Origin of the sequence: Atribacter laminatus (assembly GCF_015775515.1) — a bacterium.
GTDB lineage: Bacteria > Atribacterota > Atribacteria > Atribacterales > Atribacteraceae > Atribacter > Atribacter laminatus.
The window spans coordinates 328,927-354,059 of record NZ_CP065383.1 but is presented as its reverse complement, the minus strand read 5'-3'; the positions used below and the strand labels follow the sequence as shown (position 1 = coordinate 354,059).

Annotated in this window: 24 protein-coding genes; 17 read left to right on the top strand and 7 right to left on the bottom strand. The window is 39.0% G+C overall.

Annotation, left to right across the window (positions count from 1 at the left end):
- The first annotated feature begins 202 nt into the window (after positions 1-202).
- Positions 203-688, top strand: coding sequence for a ferritin family protein (locus RT761_RS01735; protein WP_218112377.1), 486 nt, complete (start codon positions 203-205; stop codon positions 686-688).
- 32 nt (positions 689-720) lie between these two features.
- Positions 721-1,692 (top strand): DJ-1/PfpI/YhbO family deglycase/protease, encoded by a 972-nt coding sequence (locus RT761_RS01730; protein ID WP_218112376.1) that lies wholly within the window; start codon positions 721-723, stop codon positions 1,690-1,692.
- A 128-nt stretch (positions 1,693-1,820) separates the two neighbouring features.
- Here the strand turns inward: RT761_RS01730 and RT761_RS01725 are convergent, their stop codons facing one another.
- Positions 1,821-2,987 carry an IS4 family transposase gene (locus RT761_RS01725; protein ID WP_218112375.1) on the bottom strand — a complete coding sequence of 389 codons (1,167 nt, stop codon included), beginning with the start codon at positions 2,985-2,987 and terminating at the stop codon, positions 1,821-1,823.
- A 135-nt stretch (positions 2,988-3,122) separates the two neighbouring features.
- Between RT761_RS01725 and RT761_RS01720 the strand changes: the two genes are divergently transcribed.
- The gene (locus RT761_RS01720) at positions 3,123-4,166 is read left to right on the top strand and encodes an NAD(P)-dependent alcohol dehydrogenase (RefSeq protein WP_218112374.1); all 1,044 of its coding nucleotides are present in this window, start codon (positions 3,123-3,125) and stop codon (positions 4,164-4,166) included.
- A gap of 72 nt (positions 4,167-4,238) precedes the next feature.
- The gene (locus tag RT761_RS01715; protein ID WP_218112373.1) at positions 4,239-5,420 is read left to right on the top strand and encodes a glycosyltransferase family protein; all 1,182 of its coding nucleotides are present in this window, start codon (positions 4,239-4,241) and stop codon (positions 5,418-5,420) included.
- 85 nt (positions 5,421-5,505) lie between these two features.
- Here the strand turns inward: RT761_RS01715 and RT761_RS01710 are convergent, their stop codons facing one another.
- A complete protein-coding gene (locus RT761_RS01710; protein WP_218112372.1) occupies positions 5,506-5,922 on the bottom strand; it encodes an ACT domain-containing protein in 417 nt (138 codons plus the stop codon).
- Positions 5,919-7,238: a phenylacetate--CoA ligase family protein gene (locus tag RT761_RS01705; protein WP_246465176.1), complete on the bottom strand. Its 1,320-nt coding sequence runs from the start codon at positions 7,236-7,238 to the stop codon at positions 5,919-5,921. Before RT761_RS01705 ends, RT761_RS01710 begins: the two co-directional genes overlap by 4 nt.
- A 162-nt stretch (positions 7,239-7,400) precedes the next feature.
- Here RT761_RS01705 and ilvE point away from each other — a divergent pair, with 162 nt between their 5' ends.
- Together ilvE and RT761_RS01695 are read left to right on the top strand one after the other, a co-directional pair.
- The gene (gene ilvE, locus RT761_RS01700) at positions 7,401-8,327 is read left to right on the top strand and encodes a branched-chain-amino-acid transaminase (RefSeq protein WP_218112371.1); all 927 of its coding nucleotides are present in this window, start codon (positions 7,401-7,403) and stop codon (positions 8,325-8,327) included.
- 5 nt (positions 8,328-8,332) lie between these two features.
- The gene (locus RT761_RS01695) at positions 8,333-8,674 is read left to right on the top strand and encodes a carboxymuconolactone decarboxylase family protein (RefSeq protein ID WP_218112370.1); all 342 of its coding nucleotides are present in this window, start codon (positions 8,333-8,335) and stop codon (positions 8,672-8,674) included.
- Between the two features lie 52 nt (positions 8,675-8,726).
- Here the strand turns inward: RT761_RS01695 and hflC are convergent, their stop codons facing one another.
- Both hflC and hflK read right to left on the bottom strand, forming a co-directional pair.
- Positions 8,727-9,614, bottom strand: a complete 888-nt coding sequence (hflC, locus tag RT761_RS01690) for a protease modulator HflC (RefSeq protein WP_218112369.1) — start codon at positions 9,612-9,614, stop codon at positions 8,727-8,729.
- Positions 9,604-10,617, bottom strand: a complete 1,014-nt coding sequence (hflK, locus tag RT761_RS01685; protein ID WP_218112368.1) for an FtsH protease activity modulator HflK — start codon at positions 10,615-10,617, stop codon at positions 9,604-9,606. The genes hflC and hflK overlap by 11 nt, the downstream gene beginning before the upstream one ends.
- Before the next feature lie 204 nt (positions 10,618-10,821).
- Between hflK and RT761_RS01680 the strand changes: the two genes are divergently transcribed.
- The 10 genes from RT761_RS01680 (at position 10,822) to RT761_RS01635 (ending at position 20,574) form a co-directional block, all read left to right on the top strand.
- Entirely contained in the window at positions 10,822-12,123 is a 1,302-nt protein-coding gene (locus RT761_RS01680) for a TrkH family potassium uptake protein (protein WP_218112367.1), read from the top strand.
- Positions 12,124-12,190: 67 nt separating this feature from the next.
- The gene (locus tag RT761_RS01675) at positions 12,191-13,537 is read left to right on the top strand and encodes an acetyl-CoA carboxylase biotin carboxylase subunit (protein WP_218112366.1); all 1,347 of its coding nucleotides are present in this window, start codon (positions 12,191-12,193) and stop codon (positions 13,535-13,537) included.
- Between the two features lie 35 nt (positions 13,538-13,572).
- Entirely contained in the window at positions 13,573-14,904 is a 1,332-nt protein-coding gene (gene rsxC, locus RT761_RS01670; RefSeq protein WP_218112365.1) for an electron transport complex subunit RsxC, read from the top strand.
- Between the two features lie 2 nt (positions 14,905-14,906).
- Positions 14,907-15,902 carry an RnfABCDGE type electron transport complex subunit D gene (locus RT761_RS01665; protein ID WP_218112364.1) on the top strand — a complete coding sequence of 332 codons (996 nt, stop codon included), beginning with the start codon at positions 14,907-14,909 and terminating at the stop codon, positions 15,900-15,902.
- On the top strand, positions 15,899-16,468 hold the full coding sequence (locus RT761_RS01660) for an RnfABCDGE type electron transport complex subunit G (protein ID WP_218112363.1): 570 nt from the start codon (positions 15,899-15,901) through the stop codon (positions 16,466-16,468). The genes RT761_RS01665 and RT761_RS01660 overlap by 4 nt, the downstream gene beginning before the upstream one ends.
- Entirely contained in the window at positions 16,465-17,064 is a 600-nt protein-coding gene (rsxE, locus tag RT761_RS01655) for an electron transport complex subunit RsxE (RefSeq protein ID WP_218112362.1), read from the top strand. Before RT761_RS01660 ends, rsxE begins: the two co-directional genes overlap by 4 nt.
- On the top strand, positions 17,061-17,651 hold the full coding sequence (locus RT761_RS01650) for an electron transport complex protein RnfA (RefSeq protein ID WP_218112361.1): 591 nt from the start codon (positions 17,061-17,063) through the stop codon (positions 17,649-17,651). The genes rsxE and RT761_RS01650 overlap by 4 nt, the downstream gene beginning before the upstream one ends.
- A gap of 14 nt (positions 17,652-17,665) precedes the next feature.
- On the top strand, positions 17,666-18,511 hold the full coding sequence (locus RT761_RS01645; RefSeq protein WP_218112360.1) for an RnfABCDGE type electron transport complex subunit B: 846 nt from the start codon (positions 17,666-17,668) through the stop codon (positions 18,509-18,511).
- A 45-nt stretch (positions 18,512-18,556) separates the two neighbouring features.
- Positions 18,557-20,047 carry an FGGY-family carbohydrate kinase gene (locus RT761_RS01640; protein WP_218112359.1) on the top strand — a complete coding sequence of 497 codons (1,491 nt, stop codon included), beginning with the start codon at positions 18,557-18,559 and terminating at the stop codon, positions 20,045-20,047.
- A 5-nt stretch (positions 20,048-20,052) separates the two neighbouring features.
- Positions 20,053-20,574 (top strand): ECF transporter S component, encoded by a 522-nt coding sequence (locus RT761_RS01635; RefSeq protein WP_218112358.1) that lies wholly within the window; start codon positions 20,053-20,055, stop codon positions 20,572-20,574.
- Positions 20,575-20,593: 19 nt separating this feature from the next.
- Here the strand turns inward: RT761_RS01635 and RT761_RS01630 are convergent, their stop codons facing one another.
- Both RT761_RS01630 and RT761_RS01625 read right to left on the bottom strand, forming a co-directional pair.
- Positions 20,594-21,781, bottom strand: coding sequence for an MFS transporter (locus RT761_RS01630; protein ID WP_218112357.1), 1,188 nt, complete (start codon positions 21,779-21,781; stop codon positions 20,594-20,596).
- Complete coding sequence (locus RT761_RS01625; RefSeq protein ID WP_218112356.1) at positions 21,778-22,899, bottom strand: MFS transporter; 1,122 nt, start codon at positions 22,897-22,899, stop codon at positions 21,778-21,780. Before RT761_RS01625 ends, RT761_RS01630 begins: the two co-directional genes overlap by 4 nt.
- A 194-nt stretch (positions 22,900-23,093) precedes the next feature.
- Here RT761_RS01625 and malQ point away from each other — a divergent pair, with 194 nt between their 5' ends.
- Positions 23,094-25,127: a 4-alpha-glucanotransferase gene (gene malQ / locus RT761_RS01620; protein ID WP_218112355.1), complete on the top strand. Its 2,034-nt coding sequence runs from the start codon at positions 23,094-23,096 to the stop codon at positions 25,125-25,127.
- The last annotated feature ends 6 nt before the right edge of the window (positions 25,128-25,133 follow it).

The following is a 25,133-nucleotide window of genomic DNA, read 5'->3' as shown; positions in this document are numbered from 1 at the left end:
CAAAAGCCAAACCCCTTGCTCCTTCTCAATCATTTGTCCTTAGTAGGAAATAAACAAGATGACAAAAATACGGTTTTTTCATAGCTACCAGGCGCGGTTGTTTGACCTGTGGCTTTTTTGAAAGAAATATAAGTTTTTAAGTGCTGTATAAAGAGGTTTTCATGTTACAATTAAAAAGAGTGATTATGAAGGGGTGATATTTATGGCCATGCAATTTTCTGCGGATGAGGTATTAGAAATGGCTGTTGAGTTAGAAAGGAGAGGAATAGCTTTCTATGAAAACCTTTCCAAGAAAACTTCTGATCAAAAATCAAGAGAAATATTTATTTTTTTAAGTGAAGAAGAAAAAAAGCATTTGGAATACTTTCAAAATACCAAGGATGACTTAAATACTCAAATTGATTTTGTTCCCGACACCATGGATGAAACAGTTAACTACCTTGGATCATTGATTGAAAATGGTGTGCTTGGAAAAGTATTACAGGGTATCGATCTAACTCAAGGTGATAACAGTGTGGAAAAAGCATTAGAAGTTGGTATGCAGGTTGAAAAGGAAAGTGTACGTTTTTATGAAAGCATGGAAGTCATGATTCCAGAAAATAAAAAAGAATGGTTGAAGAAGGTTGTTCAGGAGGAGAAAAAACATTATGCGATTTTATTGGGAATAAAAAAAGAACTTGGTAGATAATTTATATTGAATCATGAAGGAGATTGAGCCAATTGAATAATCGGAGGATAATGATTTTTATTGAGAATTTATATCAAGAATTGGAACTCTGGTACCCTTTACTTCGGCTCAAAGAAGAGGGAATAGAGACCAAGTTAGTAGGTACAGGATCATCCGATTTATATTCCGGAAGAAATGGTTTTCCAGCAAAACCCGAGACAACCGCTTCTTCGATAACATCACGAGATTTTGATGGAATAATTATTCCGGGAGGGTTTGCCCCCGACTATTTACGACGTTATCCAGCAATTATAAATTTAGTAAAAGAGACTTTTCAACAGGGAAAACTAATTGGGGCACTTTGCCATGGACCAAGTGTTTTAATTTCTGCAGATGTTGTTCGGGGGAAAAGAATTACTGGGAATCGAGCTATTCGTGATGATATTGTGAATGCTGGTGGTGAATATGTCGATTATCAAACTGTGGTTGATGGGAACATTCTTACCGCTCAAGGGCCCAATGATTTGCCAGTTTTTATGAAAGAAGTTATGAGTTTTTTCTCACAATCCAAACCTCGTTTAAAAAATCCATTCCCAGAAGGTTTTCTTTATGATACTCACTTAGAAAAAATGAGTTTTTCTATGATAGTGAAAGAAACACCGACAGTTCTTCTTTTTTTTGATTCAATTGCTAGCCCCATTGCCCAGAAAGCTTTAGTTGATTGCAATCGTCTATCGGAATCAATTAACCAACTTGGTGGAAAATTCCTTGCCGTTAGTATGGATAGTATTTATGTTCAGAAAGATTATGCCACTAAAATGGAGCTGATATACCCTTTATTTAGCGACGTAAGCGGTGATACCATTCGTGCTTTTGGAGTGAAAGGAAGGAATGGCTTGGCAGAATGGGCAATTTTCATGATCGATAAAAATGGAATTCTTCGTTATTCTGAAAATTGTCCCAGTGGTGATATCGAGAATTTGCCAGGTTATAAAAGACATTTAGAAAACTTATTTAATTATTAATCAATATCACTGCTGTCCAAAATAATCTGAAATCATAATATCACCTCTTATCACACAAGCATTTAAGACAGGTTCATGAGTCATTTCAAAACCAGGTTCCTCCTTTTTCTTTTCGGATGCTGTCCAAATTATTGAAAGGGGATAGGAATCACCGTTACATTTGGAACAATCACTGGAACCTCAAAGGGATGGTTGATCCAGGTCCACAAATCCCGATAGGTAAAGAGATTGTAACGAAGCAAAGCGACTAGGGTTGAAAGCGACCAGGCACGGGTTGATTGGAACTGGAGATACTTCAAAAGGAGGATGGTGATGAGTGCTGTCCAAATCTGAATGAAGAGAGCATTCTGGCTGGTTCCTACAAAGGTCTTGATCTTTAAGTTTTGCTTGATGGTCTTAAAGAAGGTTTCAATCTGCCAGCGGTCCTTGTAAATACGGGCAATGGTGGTGGCTCCAAATTCTAGGTGGTTGGTCAGAAGAACGATCACTCGGTTATTGTCGCGGTCATCCACTTCGATTCGTCGCACAGGACCAGGATAGTGTTGCTTGGCATAATAGCCAGTAAAAGTAATGATCTCATCGTGAAGGATGTTACGGTGGTGGGGGACGGTTCGTTCTTCAATGATCCGGTAACTGGCATTGTCTTTCTGTCTGGTGACGAAATAAACCCCAGTGTCGGTCCAGTGGGCAAAGAGGGCATAGTCAGTATAACCTCGATCAATGGCTAAGATTGAACCTTTGGGGAAGGTAAGCTCTCGGGCAACATTGACCTCATGAACGCATCCTTCGGTGATGAGGGCAAAGACCGGAAGATAGCCTTCATGGTCTAAAAGCAAATGAAGCTTCACGGCTCCTTTGGTTTGCCGAAACCGAGCCCAGTCAAACAGAGTGCTACACAGCTCAATGGTTGAAGCATCCAAGCTCAAGAGCTGATTCTTGAAGCGGAACTTTTTCTTTCCCTTCTGGAGGGGTTGGCACTTTTCTAACAAAGCATAGAACATGTTTTGATAGAGCTCCCAGGGTCGATGTTCGTTGGCATAAGCCAGTGTTGACCGGTGGGGAGCTCCTTTCACTCCTAAGTGTTTTATTTTTCCCAGGCACGTCGCCAGTCCTCCACAGATCTCTCGGAGGGAATGGGCTTGACCTAATTGACAGAACAACATGGCAACGAATTGATCCCAGGAACTAAAACCCTTGCTTCCTTTTTCAGATTGGGTTTTCCTGACCATTCTTTCAAATTCATACCGGTTAAATATTTGTAGAATTTGACCAAAAACACTGCTACACTTATTCATAGGGGAAGCCACCTTTCGGGTTTTTTGTTAGCTTGCAATTACCAATCTACCCGATTGGGACTCCCCTTTCAATATGAAAAAGCTATTTTGGACAGATGTGAATCAATATAATAAACAAAAAAGGAGGTATGAATTATGTCTCAACAAATGAAAGCTGCAGTGATGAAAGGAATAAAAAAAGTTGAAATTGAAAATATCCCCATTCCAAAACCAAAAGAGGATGAAGTTTTAGTTCGAATAAAAAGCGTTGGGGTCTGTGGCTCGGATGTCCATTATTTTATCGAAGGTCGGATTGGGGACTATATTGTTAAGCCTCCCTTTATATTAGGTCACGAGTGTTCTGGCGAAGTTGTCGAAATTGGTGCTGGAGTTAAAGATTTAAAGCCCGGTGATCGAGTAACAATGGAACCAGGTATTCCCTGCGGCAAATGTGAAAATTGTCGTGTTGGCCGTTACAATCTTTGTCCAGATGTGATTTTTTGGGCAACACCTCCCATTGATGGAGCATTTTGCGAATATGTTACTCATCCTGCTGGTTTTACTTACCCAATTGCTGACCAGGTTTCTTTTGAAGAAGCGGCTCTGGTTGAACCTCTTTCGGTCGGTATGTACGCTACTCGTAGAGCACGAGTTGAACCGGGGCAAACCGCGTTAGTTTTAGGAAGTGGTACCATCGGTTTGGTAACCATTGAATCACTTTTAGCAAGAGGGATAACGAAAGTAATTGCAGTTGATGTTGTTGATATGAGATTGCAAAAAGCAAAAGAACTAGGAGCATTTCACACCATTAATTCTCAAAAAGAAGATGTCGTGAAGACCGTACAAGATCTCACCGGCAATAAAGGAGTTCATGTCGTTTTTGAGACAGCAGGAAGTGTTGCGACGACTCAAATGACCGCTGAAGTGACGAAAAGAGGAGGAAGGGTTGTTTTAATTGGTCTTCCTTCCCAATCTGAATTTAATTTTAACATCATTAAAACCATCGATAAAGAACTGAATATAATAGGAATTTTCCGTTATGCGAATGCCTATCCCGGTTGTGTTGATTTGCTCAATTCAGGACGAGTGGATTTAAAATCATTGATTACCCATCGCTTTCCTTTAGAAAAATCTCAGGAAGCATTACTTTTTGCCCATGAACATAAAGCTGAATCAATTAAAGTTGTGGTCAATATGTAAACAGCATTTTTTTAAGTTTAGATAATCTTTTTAAAAAAGAATAAAAATCTATTAATTAAGGTTAAATTTTCAATGTCGCCAAAAACATTATTACTACTCAGTAATGGATATGGAGAAGATTCTTTTGCCTCTCTTTTGTTAGAAAAACTCGTTCAATTAACTAGAGGGTGTAAAATACCGAGTACTTTTTTGGTTATTCCTCTGGTCGGAGAAGGGGCGCAATTTTATCAGTGCCGATCGCAATATCCGGATTTAGTATCGGTTATTGTTCCACCCTTTTCTTTGCCGAATGGAGGAGTATACTTAGGATCTGCTTGGCAAAAATCGAAAAGATTCATTGAAGATTACTTTCGCGGGGTTTTACCGAATAGCGGGTTTATTTTGCGCGAATTAAAAAGAATAAAAAACAAAATTGATGCAGTCATTGGTATCGGTGATTTTATCCCGCCATTATTGAATAAGTTATTCTTACAAAAAGATTTATATATGGTGGCTTGTGCCCATACCTGGTTATTAAAAAGAAGTAATCAACCTTTGGAGCGGTTAGGTCGATTGACCCGACATCTCTTCCGATATGGTTGCCGTAGGGTCTATACCCGTGACCGGTTGACTGAGCAATGGTTTCTCCAGTTGGGGATTACTGCAGAATATTTAGGATTTTTAGGGCCAGATATTAAAAAAGAGGCAGTGAATAGAAAGAAAATCGTTTTTTTGCCTGGAAGCCGAAAGGATTGGAAAAATAATCTCGGATTTTTTTTCGAGGCTTTTAAAGAGACGAATACTCAATACATTAAAGACTTTGAGATCCATTTGGTTTTTTCGCCAGGCGTTGATACTCAAGATATACAGTTTTTTTTGATGCCACTTTTAAAAAACCATCATTTTTTTATGACTTGGAGTCAAGGCGATTATTTTCAACATCTTTCTCAATCAGCTTTAGTGGTTGGTTTTGCCGGTACTGCTATTGAACAGGCAGCTTTTTTAGGAATTCCCTCTATTGAACCTTGGCAGGAAAATGCGATTCAAGCCAATCGGGATTTTATTGAAAACCGACAAAAACTCCTCCTTCGAGAAGCATTGATTCCGGGGGGGGATACACCTTCGCAACTGGCCCGGGTCCTTGAAAATACTCTTTTGAATATTCAAAGTTATCAAAAAGCAGCCGAGAGTTTTAGCCAAAAAGTTTGGGAAGGAAAATCCAATGGTGGAATGACTATTGCTGAAAACATCATAATGTCACTAACCAACCAGTGACATACTTATTGCACTGTCACTGGTTGGTTAGCTTAAATATTATCTTATGGTTTCTGTTCAGAAACCATACTCTTGAAAAGCTTTTTTAAATGTTAATATCATCGAGTAAGGATGCCTGTGCTTCTCGCAAAATGTTTGAAGCACGTTGGACATCTTCAACCCTCATCACCACATAGGCTTTTTGACCTTCGGGAGAAACAAAAGCATAGAGATACTCAATGGAGATGGAATTTAAAGTGAGCACTTCAACGATTTGAGAAAGTCCTCCAGGTCGATCATCAACACCGACTACCAATATTTCTGTGAGAGTGGCAGTAAAGTTTTCTTTGCGAAGTTGCTCAACCAGTTGCTCTGGTTTTTCAACGATAAAGCGGAGTACTCCAAAATCCGCAGTATCAGCTAATGATAAAGCGCGGAGATTGATATTCCATTCTTTCAGCTTGGTTAAAACCGCATGAAGACTTCCTGGTTTATTTTCTAAAAAAACCGATATTTGTTTCATGAGAATCCCTCTTTTTTCCGCAGGTCGATAACCCGCTTTGCTTTACCCTCAGAACGAGTGATGCTTTTGGGCTTAATGAGTTTTATCGAGCAGGAAAGATTCAGCTCAGATTTAATTTTCTCTTCAATTTTTTTTCTGAGGTTTTCAAGAACTTTAATTTCATCTGAAAAAATTTCTGATGAGACTTCAACCTCAACTTCAACTTTGTCTAAATAATTTTCTCGGCTTATTAAAATTTGATAATAGGGTTCAATTCCATCAAAACTCAAGATGACACTTTCGATTTGTGATGGGTAAACATTTACTCCACGGATTATAAGCATGTCATCGGTTCGTGATGTGACCCGTTCCATTCTCGCCATGGTTCGACCACATTGGCATTCATCATATTTGAGAGAAGAAATGTCACCAGTCCGATATCGGATTACCGGTGTTCCTTCTTTGGTTAGGGTGGTGAAAACCAATTCACCAATTTCACCAGGAGGTAAGGACTTCCCAGTGTGAATGTCAACAATTTCCGGTATAAAACAATCTTCTGAAATATGAAGACCTTGATGAAATTCACACTCGAATGCCACTCCCGGGCCAATGACTTCACTTAATCCATAAATGTCAAAAGCACGAATTGGCAGTTTTTTTTCAATTTCGATTCTCATCTCTTCAGACCAAGGTTCGGCACCGAATATTCCCAAGCGAAAGGAAGTTTGCGACCATTCAATTTGGTTTTCTTTGGCTGTTTCTGAAAGATAAAGAGCATAAGATGGAGTACAACATAAAACTGAAATCCGGAAATCTTTTAATATTTGAATTTGACGAAGAGTATTCCCGCTAGACATGGGTACAACAGTGGCGCCTAATTTTTCTGCTCCATAGTGAACTCCTAATCCTCCGGTAAATAAACCATATCCAAAAGCCACTTGAATGGTGTCTTGTTCGGTAACACCGCATCCACAAAGAGTACGGGCTAATAATTGAGACCAGATTTCAATATCATTACGGGTGTATCCAACCACCGTTGCTGTTCCAGTGGTACCAGAAGATGAATGGATCCGAACAATATTTTTTAAAGGTTCAGCAATGGCGCCAAATGGATAAACATTCCTTAAGTCCTGTTTCGTCGTGAAAGGAAGGTGTTGAAGGTCATGAAGTGATTGAACATCATTAATATCAATACCGGCTTGATCAATTTTTTGTTGATAATAGGGAAGATTGTGATAAGCACGAATTAAAACTCTTTTTAAACGATTTAATTGAATTTTTTCAAGCTTATGACGTGGTATCAACTCGTAATATTCGTCCCAATACGTCGTTTTCACCCCCGCATCTTCTTTAATTGTATTCGTTTTTGATGAGTTTGCAATATTTTTTATGAAATCTGGTTATTTTTTTAAAAGGTGCGAATGAGGATAGCTCATTTTACCGAAAAGAGTGTTATACTCTGAATAAAATATAATAAATAGAATTACGGGGTGGTTTGAATGCAGGAATTATCTTCGATTTGGTTGAATGGAAAAATTGTCGATTGGAAGGACGCGACGACCCATGTATTAACCCATGCCCTTCATTACGGAACGTCGGTGTTTGAAGGAATCCGATGTTATAAAACCCTTCAGGGATCAGCGGTGTTTCGGCTAGGAGATCATATTCAAAGGTTATTTGACTCGGCAAGAATTATCAAAATGTGCATCCCTTACAGTCATGATGAATTATATCAAGCAACTCTTCAAACTATCCGTGAGAACCAAGTTGATGAATGTTATATAAGGCCTTTGGTCTTTCGTGGTTATGGTGAAATGGGTGTTGATCCTACTAGTTGCGAGGTGATTTCAGCAATAGCAGTTTGGCGATGGGGTGCCTATATGGGAGAAAAAGGGTTAAAACATGGAATTCGGGCGAAGATTTCATCCTATACTCGTAATTCAATGAATGCCAGTTCTCCCCGTGCAAAAACCAGTGCCAACTATCTCAATTCAGCATTGGCAAAGACCGAAGCGAAAGAATTAGGATATGATGAGGCTATCCTTTTGGATATGCAGGGATTTGTTTCAGAAGGAAGTGGTGAAAATATTTTCATAGTTAAAAATGGAGTATTGTATACTCCCCATCCTTATTCAATATTACTGGGGATTACCCGGGATACAGTTATACGCTTAGCCCTCGACTTAGAATTCGATGTCAGAGAAACTCATTGTACTCGAGATGACCTCTATCTGGCTGATGAAGCATTTTTTACTGGAACAGCAGCAGAAATAACCCCAATTGTTGAGATTGATGGGAGGCCAATTGGCGATGGAAAACCAGGTCCAGTGACCCGACAATTACAAGAGATATTTTTTAGAGTGATTCGGGGAGAAGAGGAGACTTATATCGATTGGCTTGATTATGTGGAAAAAAGGAAGGAGTAGATTGCATGAGTTCATCAGATAATAATTTTTTTCAAGAATATCGAAATGGCTTGAAGAGAGTAAAAGATGTTTCACCAAAAACCTTGGAAGGCTTCAATGGTTTTTACCAACAAGCTATGGCTGATGGAAGTCTCAATATTAAAACCAAAGAGTTGATTGCATTAGGAATTGGAGTAGCTGTACATTGTGATAATTGTATCTGGTTACATACCCGAGCAGCAGTAAAGGCTGGCGCCAATACAGAAGAAATCTTAGAAGCGGCTCAAGTTGGAGTGGTTATGGGTGGAGGTCCGGCTTTTACTTATTTACCTTTAGTTCAAAAAATCATTGACCAACTGACCGAATAGTAAATCTTTTTAGTTAACCGGCGGGAATTGCTCCCGCCGGCTTTTTTAAAGTTCATTCTTCAATTTCCTGATTGCTTTTAAATAAGTAATGGAGAAATTCAGTATCCGGTGTCATGATCAAAATATCTTTATTATTAAAAGTTTTTTCATAGGTTTCCAAGGTCTTTTGAAAGGCATAGAATTCTGGATCCTGTTTAAAGGCATCAGCATAAATTCGTAAAGCTGCGGCTTCTCCTTGGCCACGAATAATTTTTGCTTGCTTTTCAGCTTCGGCTAGAATGAGGGTTTTCTCTTTATCGGTTTCCGCTCGCAACTTGATAGCTTCTTCCTGGCCTTCGGAACGGTATTGTTTCGCCTGCCTTTCCCTTTCAGTTTTCATTCTTTGGAACACCGCTTCTTCATTTTGCTTGGGAAGGTCAGCTCTTTTGATGCCAACATCAATAATTTCAATTCCGAAAGCACTTGCCTTCCGGTTGGAATTGGCAGTAACCGTATCCATAACTTGACGCCGCTCTATAGATATTAAATCGAAGAGTGGTATGCGGCCAATTTCAACTCTCAACTCAGAATAGATAATATCATCAATTCGAACCATCGCACTAGCTTCGGTTACCACGGTTTGTAAAAAACGGAGTGGATCGACAATACGCCAACGAACATAATTATCTATCACCAAAGTCTTTTTGTCTTCGGTAATAACTTCTTCCGGAGGTGAATCATAATCAAGAATCCGTTTTTCAAAAACGTAAATGACCTGTAAAGGATAAGGAAGTTTCAAATGAAGTCCACTTTTTTGCACCACTGCAATTGGCTTGCCAAACTGGAGAATGACTCCTTGTTCGGTTTCATCAAGGGTAAACCAGGGTTTGGTAATTGAAATAAGAATTAGAATAATGATAATCAAAATCATTTTTTTCCAGAACGACTTATTAATAGACAACGGCTGAACCATCCTTTCCAGTTAAGGGGAGTAACTTTAGAATATCTTGGGAAGCCGTGGAACTATCGATGAGATACTTTTGAACCAGAGGAAACGCCTTCTGAATGGTTTCCAGATAGAGACGGGTACGGGTAACTTCTTTGTTCAGGATATATTCTTGGAGAACTTGAAGAAAACGGGAAGTGTCTCCTTCAGCTTCTTTCACCACTTTTTCTTGCCAGGCTTCAGCTTCTTTAATGATTTGCTCGGCTTGCCCACGAGCATTGGGAATAACTTCACTACGGTACCCTTCAGCTTCATTTACAAAACGAACCTTGTCTTCCCGAGCGCTGGCAACATCTTTAAAAGCCGAAACCACTTCTTCAGGAGGCTGGACATCCTGAAGCTGAACAGCAATAATCTGAACGCCGGCTTCATATCGATCTAAAATTGATTGAATAAGAGCCCTGGTTTCATCCTGAATTTCAGTTTTTCCTGAAGTGAGAACTTCATCAATATCCTTTTTCCCGACTATTTCCCGAAGAGCTGATTCAGCCACTTTTTTTACTGCAGAATCGACATCTTTCACTCTGAATAGAAACAAATAAGGTTCACTAATTCGGTATTGCACTGTATATTGGCAATCAACAATATTTTCATCTCCAGTAAGCATCAGCGATTCTTCGGGAAAGTATTGATAGCGGGGGATTGGATCGGTGCTGAGGGTTCGAAACCCAATTTCCACACGGCGGACCTCGGTAATCTTTGGTTTAATGACAGTTTCAAAAGGATAAGGGATATGATAATGAATTCCTGGAGGGACCTGCCGGACGAATTCACCGAAAAGTTTAATCATTCCAACTTCATCAGGACCGACTATGTAAATTCCAGTAAGCAGGTAAATTGCAAGGAATATCACAATAACCAAATAACCGAGCTTTTTTAATAACCGGACTATTTTAGAATCGTAAATGTGAATAATCTTTCTATCAAATTCATTAAATTCGTTGTTATCCATATTCATAATACTACACTACGATTTAATCCTGTGCAAGTTATGTGATAGAATAAGCGAGATTGAATTGAAATAAATACATCTTTGGCTTGGCTTCCTAAAAGCAAGAAAAATATTTAAAAAACGATAAATCATACTTGAATTATGTTAGTTATTCGGGATACTGGAAAAAGTACATCAATCTTTGGTTCGGTCAATCATGAGCGGCATATAATGTTTAAACCCGCTCAAATTATATTATTGGGATATATAGCCGTTATCCTTCTTGGTTCTTTTATACTTATGCTTCCTGGTATGACTGCTCCTGGAAAAGACCTGAAATTTATCGATGCTGTTTTTACCTCAACTTCGGCCATCTGTGTGACTGGTTTAATTGTGGTTGATACTGCAACATTTTTTTCCTTTTGGGGTCAGATTGTCATCTTGGTTCTTATCCAATGTGGTGGTTTGGGTTACATGACTTTAACCACCCTGATCGCTATTGGTTTGGGAAGAAGAATTGAATATCGTGACCGTCTTGCTTTAAAGGAGACTTTTAGTTTAGAAACTCCTGGTGGAGTTGTTCGATTTACACTCAATGTATTAAAGTATACTTTTACCTTTGAAGCCTTAGGAGCCTTTCTTTTCCTGATCAGTTTTATCGGGCGATATCCTTTGCCCAAAGCGATATTTGCCTCAATATTTCATAGCGTTTCCGCTTTTTGTAATGCGGGGTTTTCAATATTTTCAAATAGTTTTGAAGATTTTGTTCAAAATCCTTTGGTTGTTTTGACTTTGTGTTTTTTGATTATTTCGGGTGGATTGGGTTTTATGGTTCTCAAGGAAGTCATCACCAAACATCGAATTTTAAGTCTCCATAGTAAAGTAGTGATTCGGGTTACCATTCTTCTTTTGCTGGCTGGAACACTTCTCATTCTGTTAACTGAGTGGAATAATCCGAATACGATTGGAATACTTAGTCCTGGCCATAAAGTACTAACGAGTTTTTTCCAGGCGGTAACTCCACGAACGGCGGGATTTAATACGATTCCGATTCGTTCTTTGCGTTCAATTTCTTTATTTATTATGATCTTTCTTATGTTTATTGGCGCATCCCCGGGTGGGACCGGGGGTGGCATTAAGACTACCACCCTTGCTTTACTATTGGGGATAGTCAAGGGTGTGGCACAAGAAAAAAACCGTGTTGAATATTTTCATCGCCGGATTCCAAACGAAACCATTTATCGGGCTATAGCTCAAACGATTCTGCCCTTTTTGTTAGTTTCGGTAGTATCTATTATTATAATGAGTTATCAACCCAATAACCCAACTCAAATAATTTTTGAAGTATTTTCAGCTTTTGGTACCGTTGGTTTATCAACCGGAATAACGCCAAGATTATTTACTTTGAGTAAGTTTCTTCTTATGGTTATGATGTATTATGGAAAAGTGGGTTTATTGGGTTTGGCAATTTATCCAGTGAAGAAAGATGAAAAGGAATGTATCCTTTACCCCGAAGAGGGGGTTCAGCTTTAAGTTGATTTCTAAATAGTTGTCATCTCTCAATAGTTTATTTGATTTAGTGGAATACGAGGTGATTTTATTGTTTCAAAAAATATTGATTGCGAATCGCGGGGAAATTGCGCTGAGGATTGTCCGGGCTTGTCGTGAAATGGATATTAAAACAGTTGGAGTCTTTTCTGATATTGATCGAAATCTTATCCATCTTCGCGATGTTGATCAAAAAGTTGCATTAGGCGGAAACTCCCCAGCTGAATCCTATCTTAATATTGATAAAATTTTAAAAGCTTGCTTCCTCACCAAAGCTGATGCTGTCCATCCAGGCTATGGCTTCCTGTCCGAGAATGTTCTTTTTGTTCAAAAATTACAGGAAAATGGAATCGCTTTTATTGGACCAAGTGTAAATGTTCTCCAAAAAATGAAGAATAAACTCTCGGCCAAAAAAATAATTCATGATTCAGGGGTGCCGGTAGTCCCTGGTTCCCTGGAAGTGGTGAATACTTTACAAGAAGCCAAAAAAATTGCCAGCGAAATAAATTTTCCATTTATGATGAAAGCTTGTTTGGGAGGAGGTGGGAGAGGTATCCGAGTGGTCGAGAACGATAAGAATTTAGAAGAGGCATTCAAAAGTGCTCGTCGAGAAGCAAAAATGGCATTTGGAAATGAAGAGATCTATATTGAAAAGATACTTGATAATGCTCGGCATATCGAAGTTCAGATTTTAGCTGATCGATTTGGGAAAACCATTCATTTGGGGGAAAGAGAGTGTTCATTACAGCGGCGTAGGCAAAAAATATTAGAAGAGGCCCCGTCTCCATTTTTAAATGATAACTTAAGAAAAAAAATCTGTGATGCTGCAGTTAAGGCTGCTGAGGCATTAGAATATTCTACTTGTGGTACCATGGAATTTTTAGTCACCGATGATCAGCGATTTTATTTTATGGAGTTAAATGCTCGTATTCAGGTAGAACATCCAATTACCGAAATGATATCAGGTGTGGATATCCTTCGTGAGCAAATTCAATTAGCTTCAGGTGAACCACTCCAATTAAATATCAATCAGTTCAATCAAAGAGGTCATGCCATCGAAATGAGAATAAATGCTGAGGATCCATTTCGGAATTTTATTCCGGCACCAGGTTTTATCAAAAATTATGAAACACCTCGTGGGCCAGGAATTCGAATTGATTCACATTGTTATTCCGGGTATGAGATCCCATCATTCTATGATTCTTTAATTGCTAAGTTAGTTGTTTGGGATACTGATCGAATCCATGCAATACGTCGTTCTCGAGAGGCACTTCATTCATTTGTCGTCGAAGGGGTACCGACTACAATTCCTTTTCATTTAAAAATATTGCAAAATGATGATTTCTTAAGAGGCGTATTTCATACTCGGTTTATTGAAGATGAAATCGAAGATATTTGATCGATAAATTTTTCATTGTTAATATGGAGGAAGAGATGATGATAGGCAAATTGTTTCATGGGGGTATTCATCCTCCTACATTTAAAGATTTGACGGCTCAAAAGCCAATTAAAAAATTTCCCTCTCCAGATAAAGTGTATCTTCCCCTTCTTCAACATACTGGGACTCCGCTACAACCATTAGTAAAAAAAGGTGATATGGTTAAAAGAGGTCAGAAAATAGCCGATGTTGACGCTTTTGTTACCGCACCTCTTCATTCTCCTATTGCTGGAAAAGTTTTAGGAATTGAAGAATGTCCGCATCCAACTCGAGGAAAGTTTGGAGCGATAGTTATCGAAAATAATGGTTCTCAAGAGGATGAAATAAATGGGATTTTATCTCAAGAAGAAATGGAAGGAATGGACCCGAAAAGTATCCAAAATTGGATACGAGAAGGTGGATTTGTTGGTTTAGGAGGCGCAGCTTTCCCAACTCACGTCAAAGTGAGCCCTCCTTCAGGAAAGAAAATTGATACTCTGCTTATCAATGGAGCAGAGTGCGAACCTTTTATTACCTGTGATCATCGAGTTATGGTCGAGCGAACTGATTTCATTTTAACCGGTGTTTTTCTTTTAGCTCGAGCTTGTGGTGCTAAAAAAATTATAATTGGTATTGAAAAAAATAAACCAGATTGTATTGAAAGAATTACTCGCAATTTTCAGAATTTTCCACTGCCCATTCAAATTTTCCCTCTTCCGGTTTTATATCCTCAAGGTTCAGAAAAACATTTAATCTTAACCATATTAGGAAAAGAGGTACCACCGGGGGGATTACCTCTTGATGTTCAAGTGGTGGTGAGTAATGTGCAAACTGCTTGGGCAATTGGACGAAAAGCCCAAGAGGGGATTCCATTAATTGAAAGAGTCATTACATTAACCGGAGATTCTTTAACTAATCCAGAGAATCTTGATGTTCCAATTGGAGTACGTTTATTGGATTTGGTCAATTATTGTGGAGGATTTCAGGTGTCTCCTGAAAAGACTATTATGGGAGGACCGATGACTGGCATTGCCCAGGTTACCTTGGAAGTACCAGTTGTAAAGGGAACCTCTGGGTTTGTTTTTTTGAGGAAAAATATTACAAAAGAAGAGTATTCCTGTATACGCTGTGGACGGTGTGTTGACCACTGTCCAATGTATCTCTTGCCAACCGATTTAGTTCGATATGCTGAACATGGTGATTTTGAGGAAGCAAAAAAACAAAGAGCTCTTGATTGCATAGAGTGTGGGAGTTGTTCTTACGTCTGTCCCGCCGGTATACCGATAACTCATTACATTAAAATTGCAAAAGCAGAGATTCTTCTTCGGGCAAAGAAAGGAGGGAAATAAAGATGGGAGAACTGCGTTTTTTTCAAACCCCTGCACCACATTTGAAAAGTCCAGCTTCCGTTCCGAAAATTATGTTCATGGTCGTTGTGGCTTTAATACCTGCAACAATTTGGGGTATTTATTTTTTTGGTCCTAAATTAACTCTTGCACCTCTTATAATTTGTATTTTAAGCTGTCTTTTTTTCGAGTGGCTTGATTGTAAAATTTTTAAAAAACCAGTGACCATCCAGGATGGCAGTGCCCTGGTAACTGGTCTTCTGCTTGGATTATCTCTTCCCCCTGGTTCGCCTTTTTGGATAGCTATTGCTGGAGGAGGAATAGCGATAATTTTGGGAAAACAGATGTTTGGGGGATTAGGTCAAAATATTTTCAATCCAGCCTTGGTAGGTCGCGCAGTTCTGCTCATATCGTGGCCAAAAGTTATGACTTCCTGGTATGCCAAGGCTCCCTTTGCTTTTCCCACGATTGATCAAGGGCTAGCCACCATGCCCCAGGGGATTGATGCAGTTACCACTCCAACAGCATTAACCTTAACCAAGGAATATGGATTTCAAGTCCTTTCTCAATTTGAGCCCCGCCTTCTCTGGCGGCTTTTTGTTGGTACCGTTCCTGGAAGCATCGGAGAAACTTCAGTTTTGCTCCTTCTCATTGGGTATTTCTTACTGTTGGGATTAGGAATTGTAAAATGGGATGTTCCACTCTTTTTTCTTATTGGCTTGTCCTGCGTTGCCCTCATCACCGGTCAAAACCCCATCTATCATCTCTTTGCCGGAGGGGCGATTATCGGAGCCTGCTTTATGGCCAATGACTATACCACCTCGCCTCTCTCATTTAAGGGGAGAATCATATTTGGTTTTGGTGCGGGTGCAATTACCTGTATTATTCGAATTTTAGGTGGTTATCCTGAAGGAGTAACTTTCGGGATTTTAGTCATGAACGCAGTTGTTCCACTTCTGGATAAATTATTACCAAGACGTTTTGGGGTGAAGCAATCATGAAACCACAATTGAAAATTTCTCTTACTTTGGCAGTTGTATGCGCTATTGCAGCTGCATCCTTGGCAGCTGTCAATCAGGTAACACAAAAAGCAATTGCGATAAATAGCTTAAAAGAACTCGAGGATTCTTTGAAAATAGTTTATCCAATAGCCGATCGTTTTGAGCTGGAGGGGGCATCTGATCGGGAGGTAAGTTCTGAGACAGAAAACCAGGGTTTTACCATCATCGCTCAATATCAAGCTTATCAAGGTGACCAAAAAATTGGAAAAGTGTATCGGGTAGGTTCCAAGGGATATGGTGGTCAGATTGTATTGTTAATCGCAATATCAACTCAAACCAGCACCATGGTTGGAATGAGAGTCTTGGAACACCAAGAAACTCCAGGTTTGGGTTCAGAAATCACTAGTATGAATTTTCAAGAACAATTTCAAAACAAACCATTAACTGATTCTTTCGAACTCAATCGCGATATTCAAGCTTTATCTGGGGCAACAATTTCTTCCCGAGCGGTTATTCGAGCTTGCCAAGGTGTTTTGTCGGAGTTGGGAAAGGAGGCCGGTCAATGAAACAGTTTTGGTTTTATTTTAAAAACGGGATAATCGGAGAAAACCCAGTTTTACGTCTCATGATAGGGCTCTGTTCGGTCTTGGCAGTTTCGGTAAAAGTCGAAAACTGTCTTGCAATGGGGGCTGCAGTCATTTTTGTATTGACCTGTTCGAGTATAGTCATTTCTCTTTTACGAAAAGGAATCCCTGATCAAGTTAGAATTCCAATTTTTATTGTAGTCATTTCAACTTTTACCACCATTGTCGATTTGGTTATGAAAGCCTATCTACCACCTTTATCTAAAGCCATGGGAGTTTTTATTCCCTTAATTGTAGTCAATTGCATTATTATGGCACGCGCTGAAGCTTTTGCCTCCAGAAAGCCGCTCCTCCCGTCGATAGCCGATGCTTTGGGAATGGGAATCGGATATACACTGGTTATTACTGCAATCGGAGTGGTTCGTGAGTTATTTGGATATGGCTCAATCCTCTCCGTTCCAATCTTACCCGAAACCTATCAAAACATGATGTTTATGATTCTTCCTCCAGGAGCTTTCCTCCTGATTGGTATTTATATCGGGGTACTCAACCATGTATCAAGGAGGACGAATAAATGAGCGTAACCTTTGTTGACCTCTTTAAAATTATTATCAGCGCTGCTTTTATCGAAAATATCCTTTTAGCCAGATACATCGGGTTGTGTCCCTATATTGGTATGTCGACCAATATCTCCAATTCACTTGGCATGGGGATGGCGGTTGCTTTTGTTATGGTGCTTTCGTCCATCGTAACCTGGGGTCTTTGGAATTATATTTTTATTCCTCTCCGACTTGAATATTTACGAATTATGGTTTTTATTTTAGTTATTGCAGTATTGGTGCAACTAGTCGAAATATTACTGAAAAAAAACCTACCTAATCTTTATCGAGCCATGGGGATTTATCTCCCTTTAATAACCACCAATTGTGCGATATTAGCAGTTACTTTTTTTGGTGTTGATTATAATTACAATCTTCTTCAAGTGGTCATCTATAGTATCAGTGTTGCTCTTGGTTTTACTGTTGCCACCGTTTTGTTAGCCGGTATTCGGGAAAAATTGCGGTATGCAAAAGTACCGAATTTTTATCGGGGGTATCCAATGGCGTTTATTGTTACCGCTCTCCTTGCCATTGCCTTTATTGGGTTTAAGGGTTTGATTAAGTAGAGGAGGATGCTGAAATGTCGATTCTTTTGCCGACGGTTTTGATTGGAATTTTAGGGGTAGCTTTCGGATATATGCTGGCTTGGTTCGCCCAGAAATTTGCTGTACATACCAACCCTTTAATAAAAAAGATCGAGGAGATTTTGCCTGGTGCCAATTGTGGTGCCTGTGGATATCCTGGTTGTTCCGGGTTAGCAGAAAAAATTGTCAACGAAGACGCTCCAGTGAATGCCTGTCCGGTTGGCGGCGTGAAAGTGTGGACTGAAATCGCTAAGCTTACTGGAAAAACCACTGGAAATTTAGAAACCAAAAAGGCAATGTTGGTCTGTCAGGGCGGAAAAGGAACAGTTCAAGAGTTAGGTGCTTACCAAGGAATTGATGATTGTCGAGCAGCAGCGGTTTTAGGTGTATCTCATATCGGTTGTGTTAATGGTTGCTTGGGATTGGGCACCTGCGAGAAAATTTGTCCCTTTGACGCTATTCATATCAATCCTGAAACCGGTCTTCCAGTAATTGATTGGGAAGAATGTACTGGTTGTGGAAAATGCGTTGAGGAGTGTCCACGCAAGGTATTAGTCTTAGTTCCGGGGAGAGAACAAGTTCGATTAGCATGTTCTTCTCCAGCTAGTGGAAAGGAAGTACGGCGGGTTTGCAGTAAGGGGTGCATAAAATGTCAACTATGTGTGAAAACCTGTCCAGTTCAAGCCATTCATTTCCAGGATGGAGTGATCCAGATCGATCAGGAAAAATGTACGTTATGTGGTTTATGTGTGGAAAAATGTCCCACCCATTGTATTCTTCATCTGATGTCCAAGGACCAAAAGGATATAGAAGAAGCTCTTTCTTCAGCATTGAATTCATAAAATTTAAGTTCTTTTTTCGAAATTTTGGGAGAACTGGAGGAGAAAATGGCCTGTTTGTTGGGAATTGATATTGGAACGACTAACACCAAGATCATTATTTTTACAGAAAATGGAGATATTGTTGAAGAAAGGGCATTTCCCACCCCGTTTATAAGTGATGAATATGGTGGATGTTACCAACCTCAGGAAGTTTTGAACGTTTTGTTGGAAAACTTAAAAAGTTTTTCATCTGGTGCAAAAAAAGAAGTCGTTGCCTTGAGCATATCAAGCTTTGCTGAAGTGATGGTTGGTTTGGATAAATCCCTTCAACCGATTACCAAAAGTCCGGCCTGGTTTGATACTCGAACCGATACCATTTTTCAAGAAACGAAAGATACCATCAAAAGTGATAATATCTATCGATTAACTGGTTTGTCGCCTCAATCAAAATACTCATTATATAAACTCTTATGGCATCAAAAATTTGAACCAGAGATTTTTCAATCAGTTTGTTATTGGACTTCGATGTCAGGATATGTTTTATCTGCTCTTTCTGGAGTGCTTTCTTTTGACTATTCTTTGGCTTCACGAACCATGTTTTTTGACCAACAAAATAGACAGTGGTCTCAAGAGTTACTCGATAACATTGGAGTACCTCTTGAAAAAATGCCAAAGCTCACTCCATCGGGAATAGTTTTAGATACAATCCAAAAAAATATCGCCCGCCTTACCGGATTACCAGAGAACCTTCAAGTAGTTACCGGCGGGCATGATCACTTGTGTGCAGCAGTCGCAGTGGGGGTATTTAAGCAGGGTCAGGTTCTTATTTCAACCGGAACTACTGAAAATCTGACTATGGCCTTAGATAGCATCCCTCAAATCAATCTTTCCCAGCTAAAGCGTTCTTTTAGCTGGGGACATCATGCTATACCAGAACGGTATTATGGAATGAGTGGGATTTACAGCGGCGGATATTCTTTGGAATGGTTTTTAAAACTGGTTAACGAAAATTATCAGTATCTTAAAAAGATGTCCCAAGAGATTCCCAAAGAAGTTAGTCTTTTTTTCCCATATCTCCTGGGGGCTGATTATGACGGTGCACGCGGTGCTTTTATAAATTTGGAAGGGCAGATGGAAAAAGCCGACCTCACTAAATCCTTGATCATCAGTTTAGGCTTTGAATATAAGGATTTATGGGATATTATGGCGCAAAACTTAAATATTCAGGTTGAACGAGTAACCAATGTCGGGGGAGGTACTCAGAACGATTTTTGGATGAAGGTCAAGTCAGCAGTATTAAATGAAAAAATTTTAGTTCCCCAAGACAAAGAAGGGAGTTGTAAAGGAGCAGCAATCCTAGCTGGAATGGCGGTGGGACTGTATAATGATCCGGAAGATGCCTATCGGAAAACCTTTCATTTGGCAAAAATCTATGAACCGGGTCCTGAATTAAGGGAGAGTCTTCTTCCCTGGTATCGATTATATTTGGAGTTACGGGATGACATTCGTCACTTGAATGAGAAAATGAAAATAATTCAAACCAAGAGGAGAAAATAAAAAAAATGAAAAGTACCTCTCAATCAATGATTCGATGGGTGAGTCGAACAGCAGTCCTTTTTGCTCTTACCTTGGTTATCCAATTGCTTGGCTTGCCGCAATTTATTACTGGGCCATTAGTCAATGCCTTTTTACTGCTAGCAACTATGATGGTGGGAGTTTCAAGTGGGATGGTTATTGGCTTGTTTACACCTTGGGTAGCTTTTTCTCGGGGTATTTTACCGGCTCCGATGGGACCGATGATCCCTTTCATTATGTTAGGGAATGTAACATTAGTGATCGTCTTTTTTTTGATTACCACAAGAAGAGAAAATAATATCGGTTTCCTGGGATTGGGGATTGTTATTGGATCAATTGCTAAATATTTGGTGCTTTCTCAATCGGTAACTTTTTTAGTAAGCGTTCCTCCTCCAGTTGCAAAAATGATGCAATTTCCTCAATTGATAACTGCTTTAGTAGGAGGAGCTATTGCTATTGTCATTAAGCAAGCCTTAGTTCGAACCAATTTTTTTAAGAATCATTCATAGACTTTGCTGAGTGGCACTTTTAGCTTTTATGATATCTCCTTTCATAGGAGGAAAAAATAATCAAAGCAGAAAAAACCAGCAAAGAAAAACTTAAAAAAGATAGCAGGTAGTTATTGCTGCTTTCAGCAAGAACCAATGAGAAAGCAATGGGGCCGATGGTTCCTCCTAGATTAAAGGCGGTTTCCATCCACCCCAAAGCTTCGGTTCTCTGGGAATGGGGAGCTATTTCCCCCAAGAGAAGGGTAGAGCCAATATAGAAAAACACCCAACTAATACTAAGAACCGATTGAGGAATGAAGACTGATGTCCCGCGATAGAGATATGGAGCTACGATAAATGGAATCATAGTTAAGGCATATCCAAACTGTATAATTGTAGGGATATTTTTTGTTTTCCGAGAACAGGTTTTTCCTACGATTGGAAAAAACATTAGTTGAATGAAGTTAGATACTCCTAAAACCATACCTATGAAAGCTGCCGACAGACCCTTTTCCTTCCAAAACAATGGGATGAAAAAAGAAAGTCCGTTTACGGCTGTTGATCGCAGGAAAATTGGGAGATAAAAAAGAAAATTTTTCCTTCTTAATATCCATCGATTATCGATTTTTAAACCTTCTTTTTGGCTCCTTAATCCATCGACTTTTTTCAAAAGAAAGATTGGATAAATTATTGCCAAGGAAACGAAGCCTGCTAAGTAGAAATTCCAGGTCGGATCGAAATCACTGAAATAACCAGAAATGAGCATAGCAAAGGAATAGCTGACACCACGTATGATATTAATCCAACTCAGTTCACGGTTTCTGGCTTCGATATTCCGCTTTTTAATAATGATTTCATTCACAATTGGTGTTTGAGCGACCCAAAACCAACCAAAACCAAACCTCACCATCAATAAAGGGAAAAAACCAGATATAAAGGGAGTGATAAGACAAAAAACACCCTGACCAATCATGCTGATGAGAATAGTAAATTTCCTTTTTCCGGTTCGATCAACAAATTTACCCCAGATTGGTCCACCAATGAGCGCACCTAAGGTTAAAGCTGCAATGACAATTCCAGTTTCAGTAACATTAAGACCAATTTTCTTGGCAAAAAGAGCGAAAAGAATTGAAGTTGATATATAGGTAAAATTGGCAACAAAAGCGACCAACATTAATATTAAAAACTGAGGAGAAAAAAACCGAAAGAGGGAATAACTTTTTTTCATGATTCTTTTGGTATTTTCCCAAAGAAACGGGAGAAAATGAGTAAACATCCTGAGGTAATAAGAGAGAAGATTCCGATACTATTGAGGACAAAACCAACCTGATTTCCAAAAAAAGACGAATAGCTTAAATGGAGTAGATATCCAGTTGCCCAGGCTAAACCCATTGAAACCGATGCGGCGAAAGCTGGATGCCCGGGGAGAATTTTTTGGGCTTCTATGACGTTCGAACTCATGGAGAAAAACATAAATGAATCAGAAAGAACATAGAAGAGTATAAATAAAACGAGAGAATCGATATGAACAAAAATGTTTAAAAAGAGTCCCATTCCAGCAAAAGATACCACATTGACCAGCCAATTGTTGAATCGAATCCGAAATCGAGAACCAAGGATATTAAAAAACAGGCCGGAAACCAAACCAAGAGAGAGAAGTGAACCGCCAATAATAAGACTATACCCTCGAAAGTTGCTATACATTGGTGAATAGGTGTGAAGAGAAGACATATAGAAAGTTCTTAAACCAACCATGATCCAAATTGGGATGAGAATTGGAAATGACTTCCAAGAAAAATTTGGATGTTTGGTGATAGGAGTGAAATTTCTTTTTATTTTCCATAGAATCGGTTGAAGAATAATAAAAATTAAAAGATTAAAAAAGATAATTTTATTGAGCCCAAGGCTTCCAACCCACCAGGTAATAAAAATTGGACCCAAGGCCCCTCCGACAATGCCTCCCGACACAAAAGAGGTAACCGTTTTGGAGCTTTGATTGCGATTGGCCAAAGCTGTACCAAAAGGATGGTAGGCAGCATTGGCTAAAAAAACCGTAAAAAAAACCAAGTATAGTCCAATAATGTTCATTTTGAATGAAAGCAGTGAAGTGGGAAGAACGACAAAAGCTACAATTCCATAGAGCAAAAGCCATTGTTTTTTCACCCTGGGAAGAACCATAGCAAAGAAAATTTGACTTAAAGCCGTCATCAGCATTATTGATGCAATGAGCATAGCAATGGTTCGGGGTTCTACTGAATAGGTTTTAATCAAATAGGGACTAATCGGTGAAAGGAATTCAACGAATAGGTCAACTGTTCCATGTAATAATGCAATAGCGAGATCCACAATCCATCCTCTTTTCTTACCGGCATAACTAGTTTAATAACTGATTTTTTTCTAAAAAGAAGGTTTTTTATTAATCCTTTGGTTAAGCAAATTTCTATTTATTCTTTAAAAAAATAGAAAAACTTACACTAGGTATTCATTCCATTTTCGAGGTAGTGTATCATGAAAGATGAAAGAGGGAAAGGTGGAGTTATATGAGCGAAATGAGAAAATTAGCTCAATTATTCGGAATAGAAACCGATTATTATGATATTCATGGGAATCATGTTCAAATTGAAGATGAAGTTTTAGTAAACCTTCTTGGTTCTTTCGGTGAATATTCTCAAAACGGGTCAGGTTGGAAGGAAAATATCCATCGAAAAGCAGAAGAAATAGCTTTTCCTATTCCACCGGTTATTGTTGCCTCAAATCTCGAGATTACTTTTATTCCTCAATTGAATTGGCTTGTGGGATCACTCTTTTTCACTCGAGAAGATGTTATCTTGGAAATTCCCTTTCGAGTTGAAAACCAAAAGTGGAGCTTTCCTCTTCCACCGGATTTAGAGTGGGGATATTATCCCCTCAATTTTGAAATTCGAACCACGTTGAATACTTTATATTATAAAAGTTTTTTTATATTTACTCCAAAATATTGTTATCTTCCCGAAGGAAAAAACTTTTGGGGTTTGAACCTAGCCGTTTATTCAACCAATACCAGAAAAAAGCAGGAAATAGGAGACTTGCAAGACCTGAGATTAATGAGTAATCTCCTTAAGAAATACGGTGGCAATTTTTTAGGGATACTTCCCATCCATCTCTTAGAAAATCGAATGCCGTATGGAATCAGCCCTTATTATCCAGCGGATCGGTTAGAGTGGAATCCCATTTATCTTCCTTTGGAATGGGTTGCCCAAATATTAGCAGCGAACCATGAGCTGAATGCACCAGAATCTTTCTCCCTATTCATGGATCGATCTCCTCAAGATCCTTCACTTCTTAATTACGAATCCGCATGGAAGAGAAAAGATCAAATTCTTCGCAGTTTTTTTCAAATTTGGCGGAAAAGAGAGATTAATTCGGCTGATTTGAATAAAAAAAGTTTTTCTGACTTTTTAACCAATGAAGGAATACGAATTCTCCATTCAGCTTTTTTCCAAGCTTATGCTTTAAGACAAGGTTGGGATTTCCGATCTTGGCCCCTTGATTTTCAGAGAGGTGATAAGGGTGCTATCGCCCAATTTATTGATCAAAATCATGAGGAAGTCTATTATTTTGTTTTTTTACAATGGCTCATGGAGCTCTATCTGAAAACCCATTTTCAGTCGTCGGATATGCTGGCTTTTGACCTGCCAGTGGGAACTTCCCCAACCGGTATTGAGTCGTGGCTCAATCAGGACCTATTTGTATTTTCTCAGCGAGTTGGTGCTCCTCCTGATGATTTTTCACCGGCTGGTCAGAATTGGGGTTTTCCACCGGCGAACCCTTGGAAGGATAGAGAAAATCATTATTCTCATTTTATTTCACTCATTCAAGCCAATATGAAATATTGTTCCTTTCTTCGTATCGATCATATTATGGGATTGTATCGATTATTTTGGATTCCCGAAGGATGTGATCCAAAATGTGGGACCTATGTTCGATCTTTTTTCCAGGATTTATTAGGGATTGTTGCTCTCGAGAGCCATCGTCAAAAAGTAATTGTTATAGGTGAAGACTTGGGCACGGTTCCTCCTCAGGTGAGAGAAGCCATGAGAGCTTATAAAATTCTTTCAACTCGAGTTTTCTATTTCGAGAGTGATCAAAATGGTTTCATTCCAGCACCAAACCATTATCCAAGAGAAACCATGGTGACCATTGGAACTCATGATATGCCCCCCTTGAAAGCATTTTTGGAAGGGAAAGATATCGATTTACGAGAAAAATTAGGGTTATTTACTTCAGAGGAAGCAACAGTACAACACCAGATTCGTCAACAAAGAATTGCAGGGGTAAAAAGCCGGTTGATTGAATGGGATTATTTAAGAGAACCTGATAGTTTTGATGACTTTCTTGAAGCCGTCCTTTTCTACCTATCTAAAACTTCTTCTATATTGAAAATAGTCAATTTGGATGATTTAATGAAAAGTGATATTCAAATTAATTTACCTGGAACCATTACCGAATATCCAAATTGGCGTCACCGATTAGTGGTTTGCCCAGATGAATTAGAAAAGATAATCCAAAAAATGGCATCGATTTTTAGATTATAGGAGACC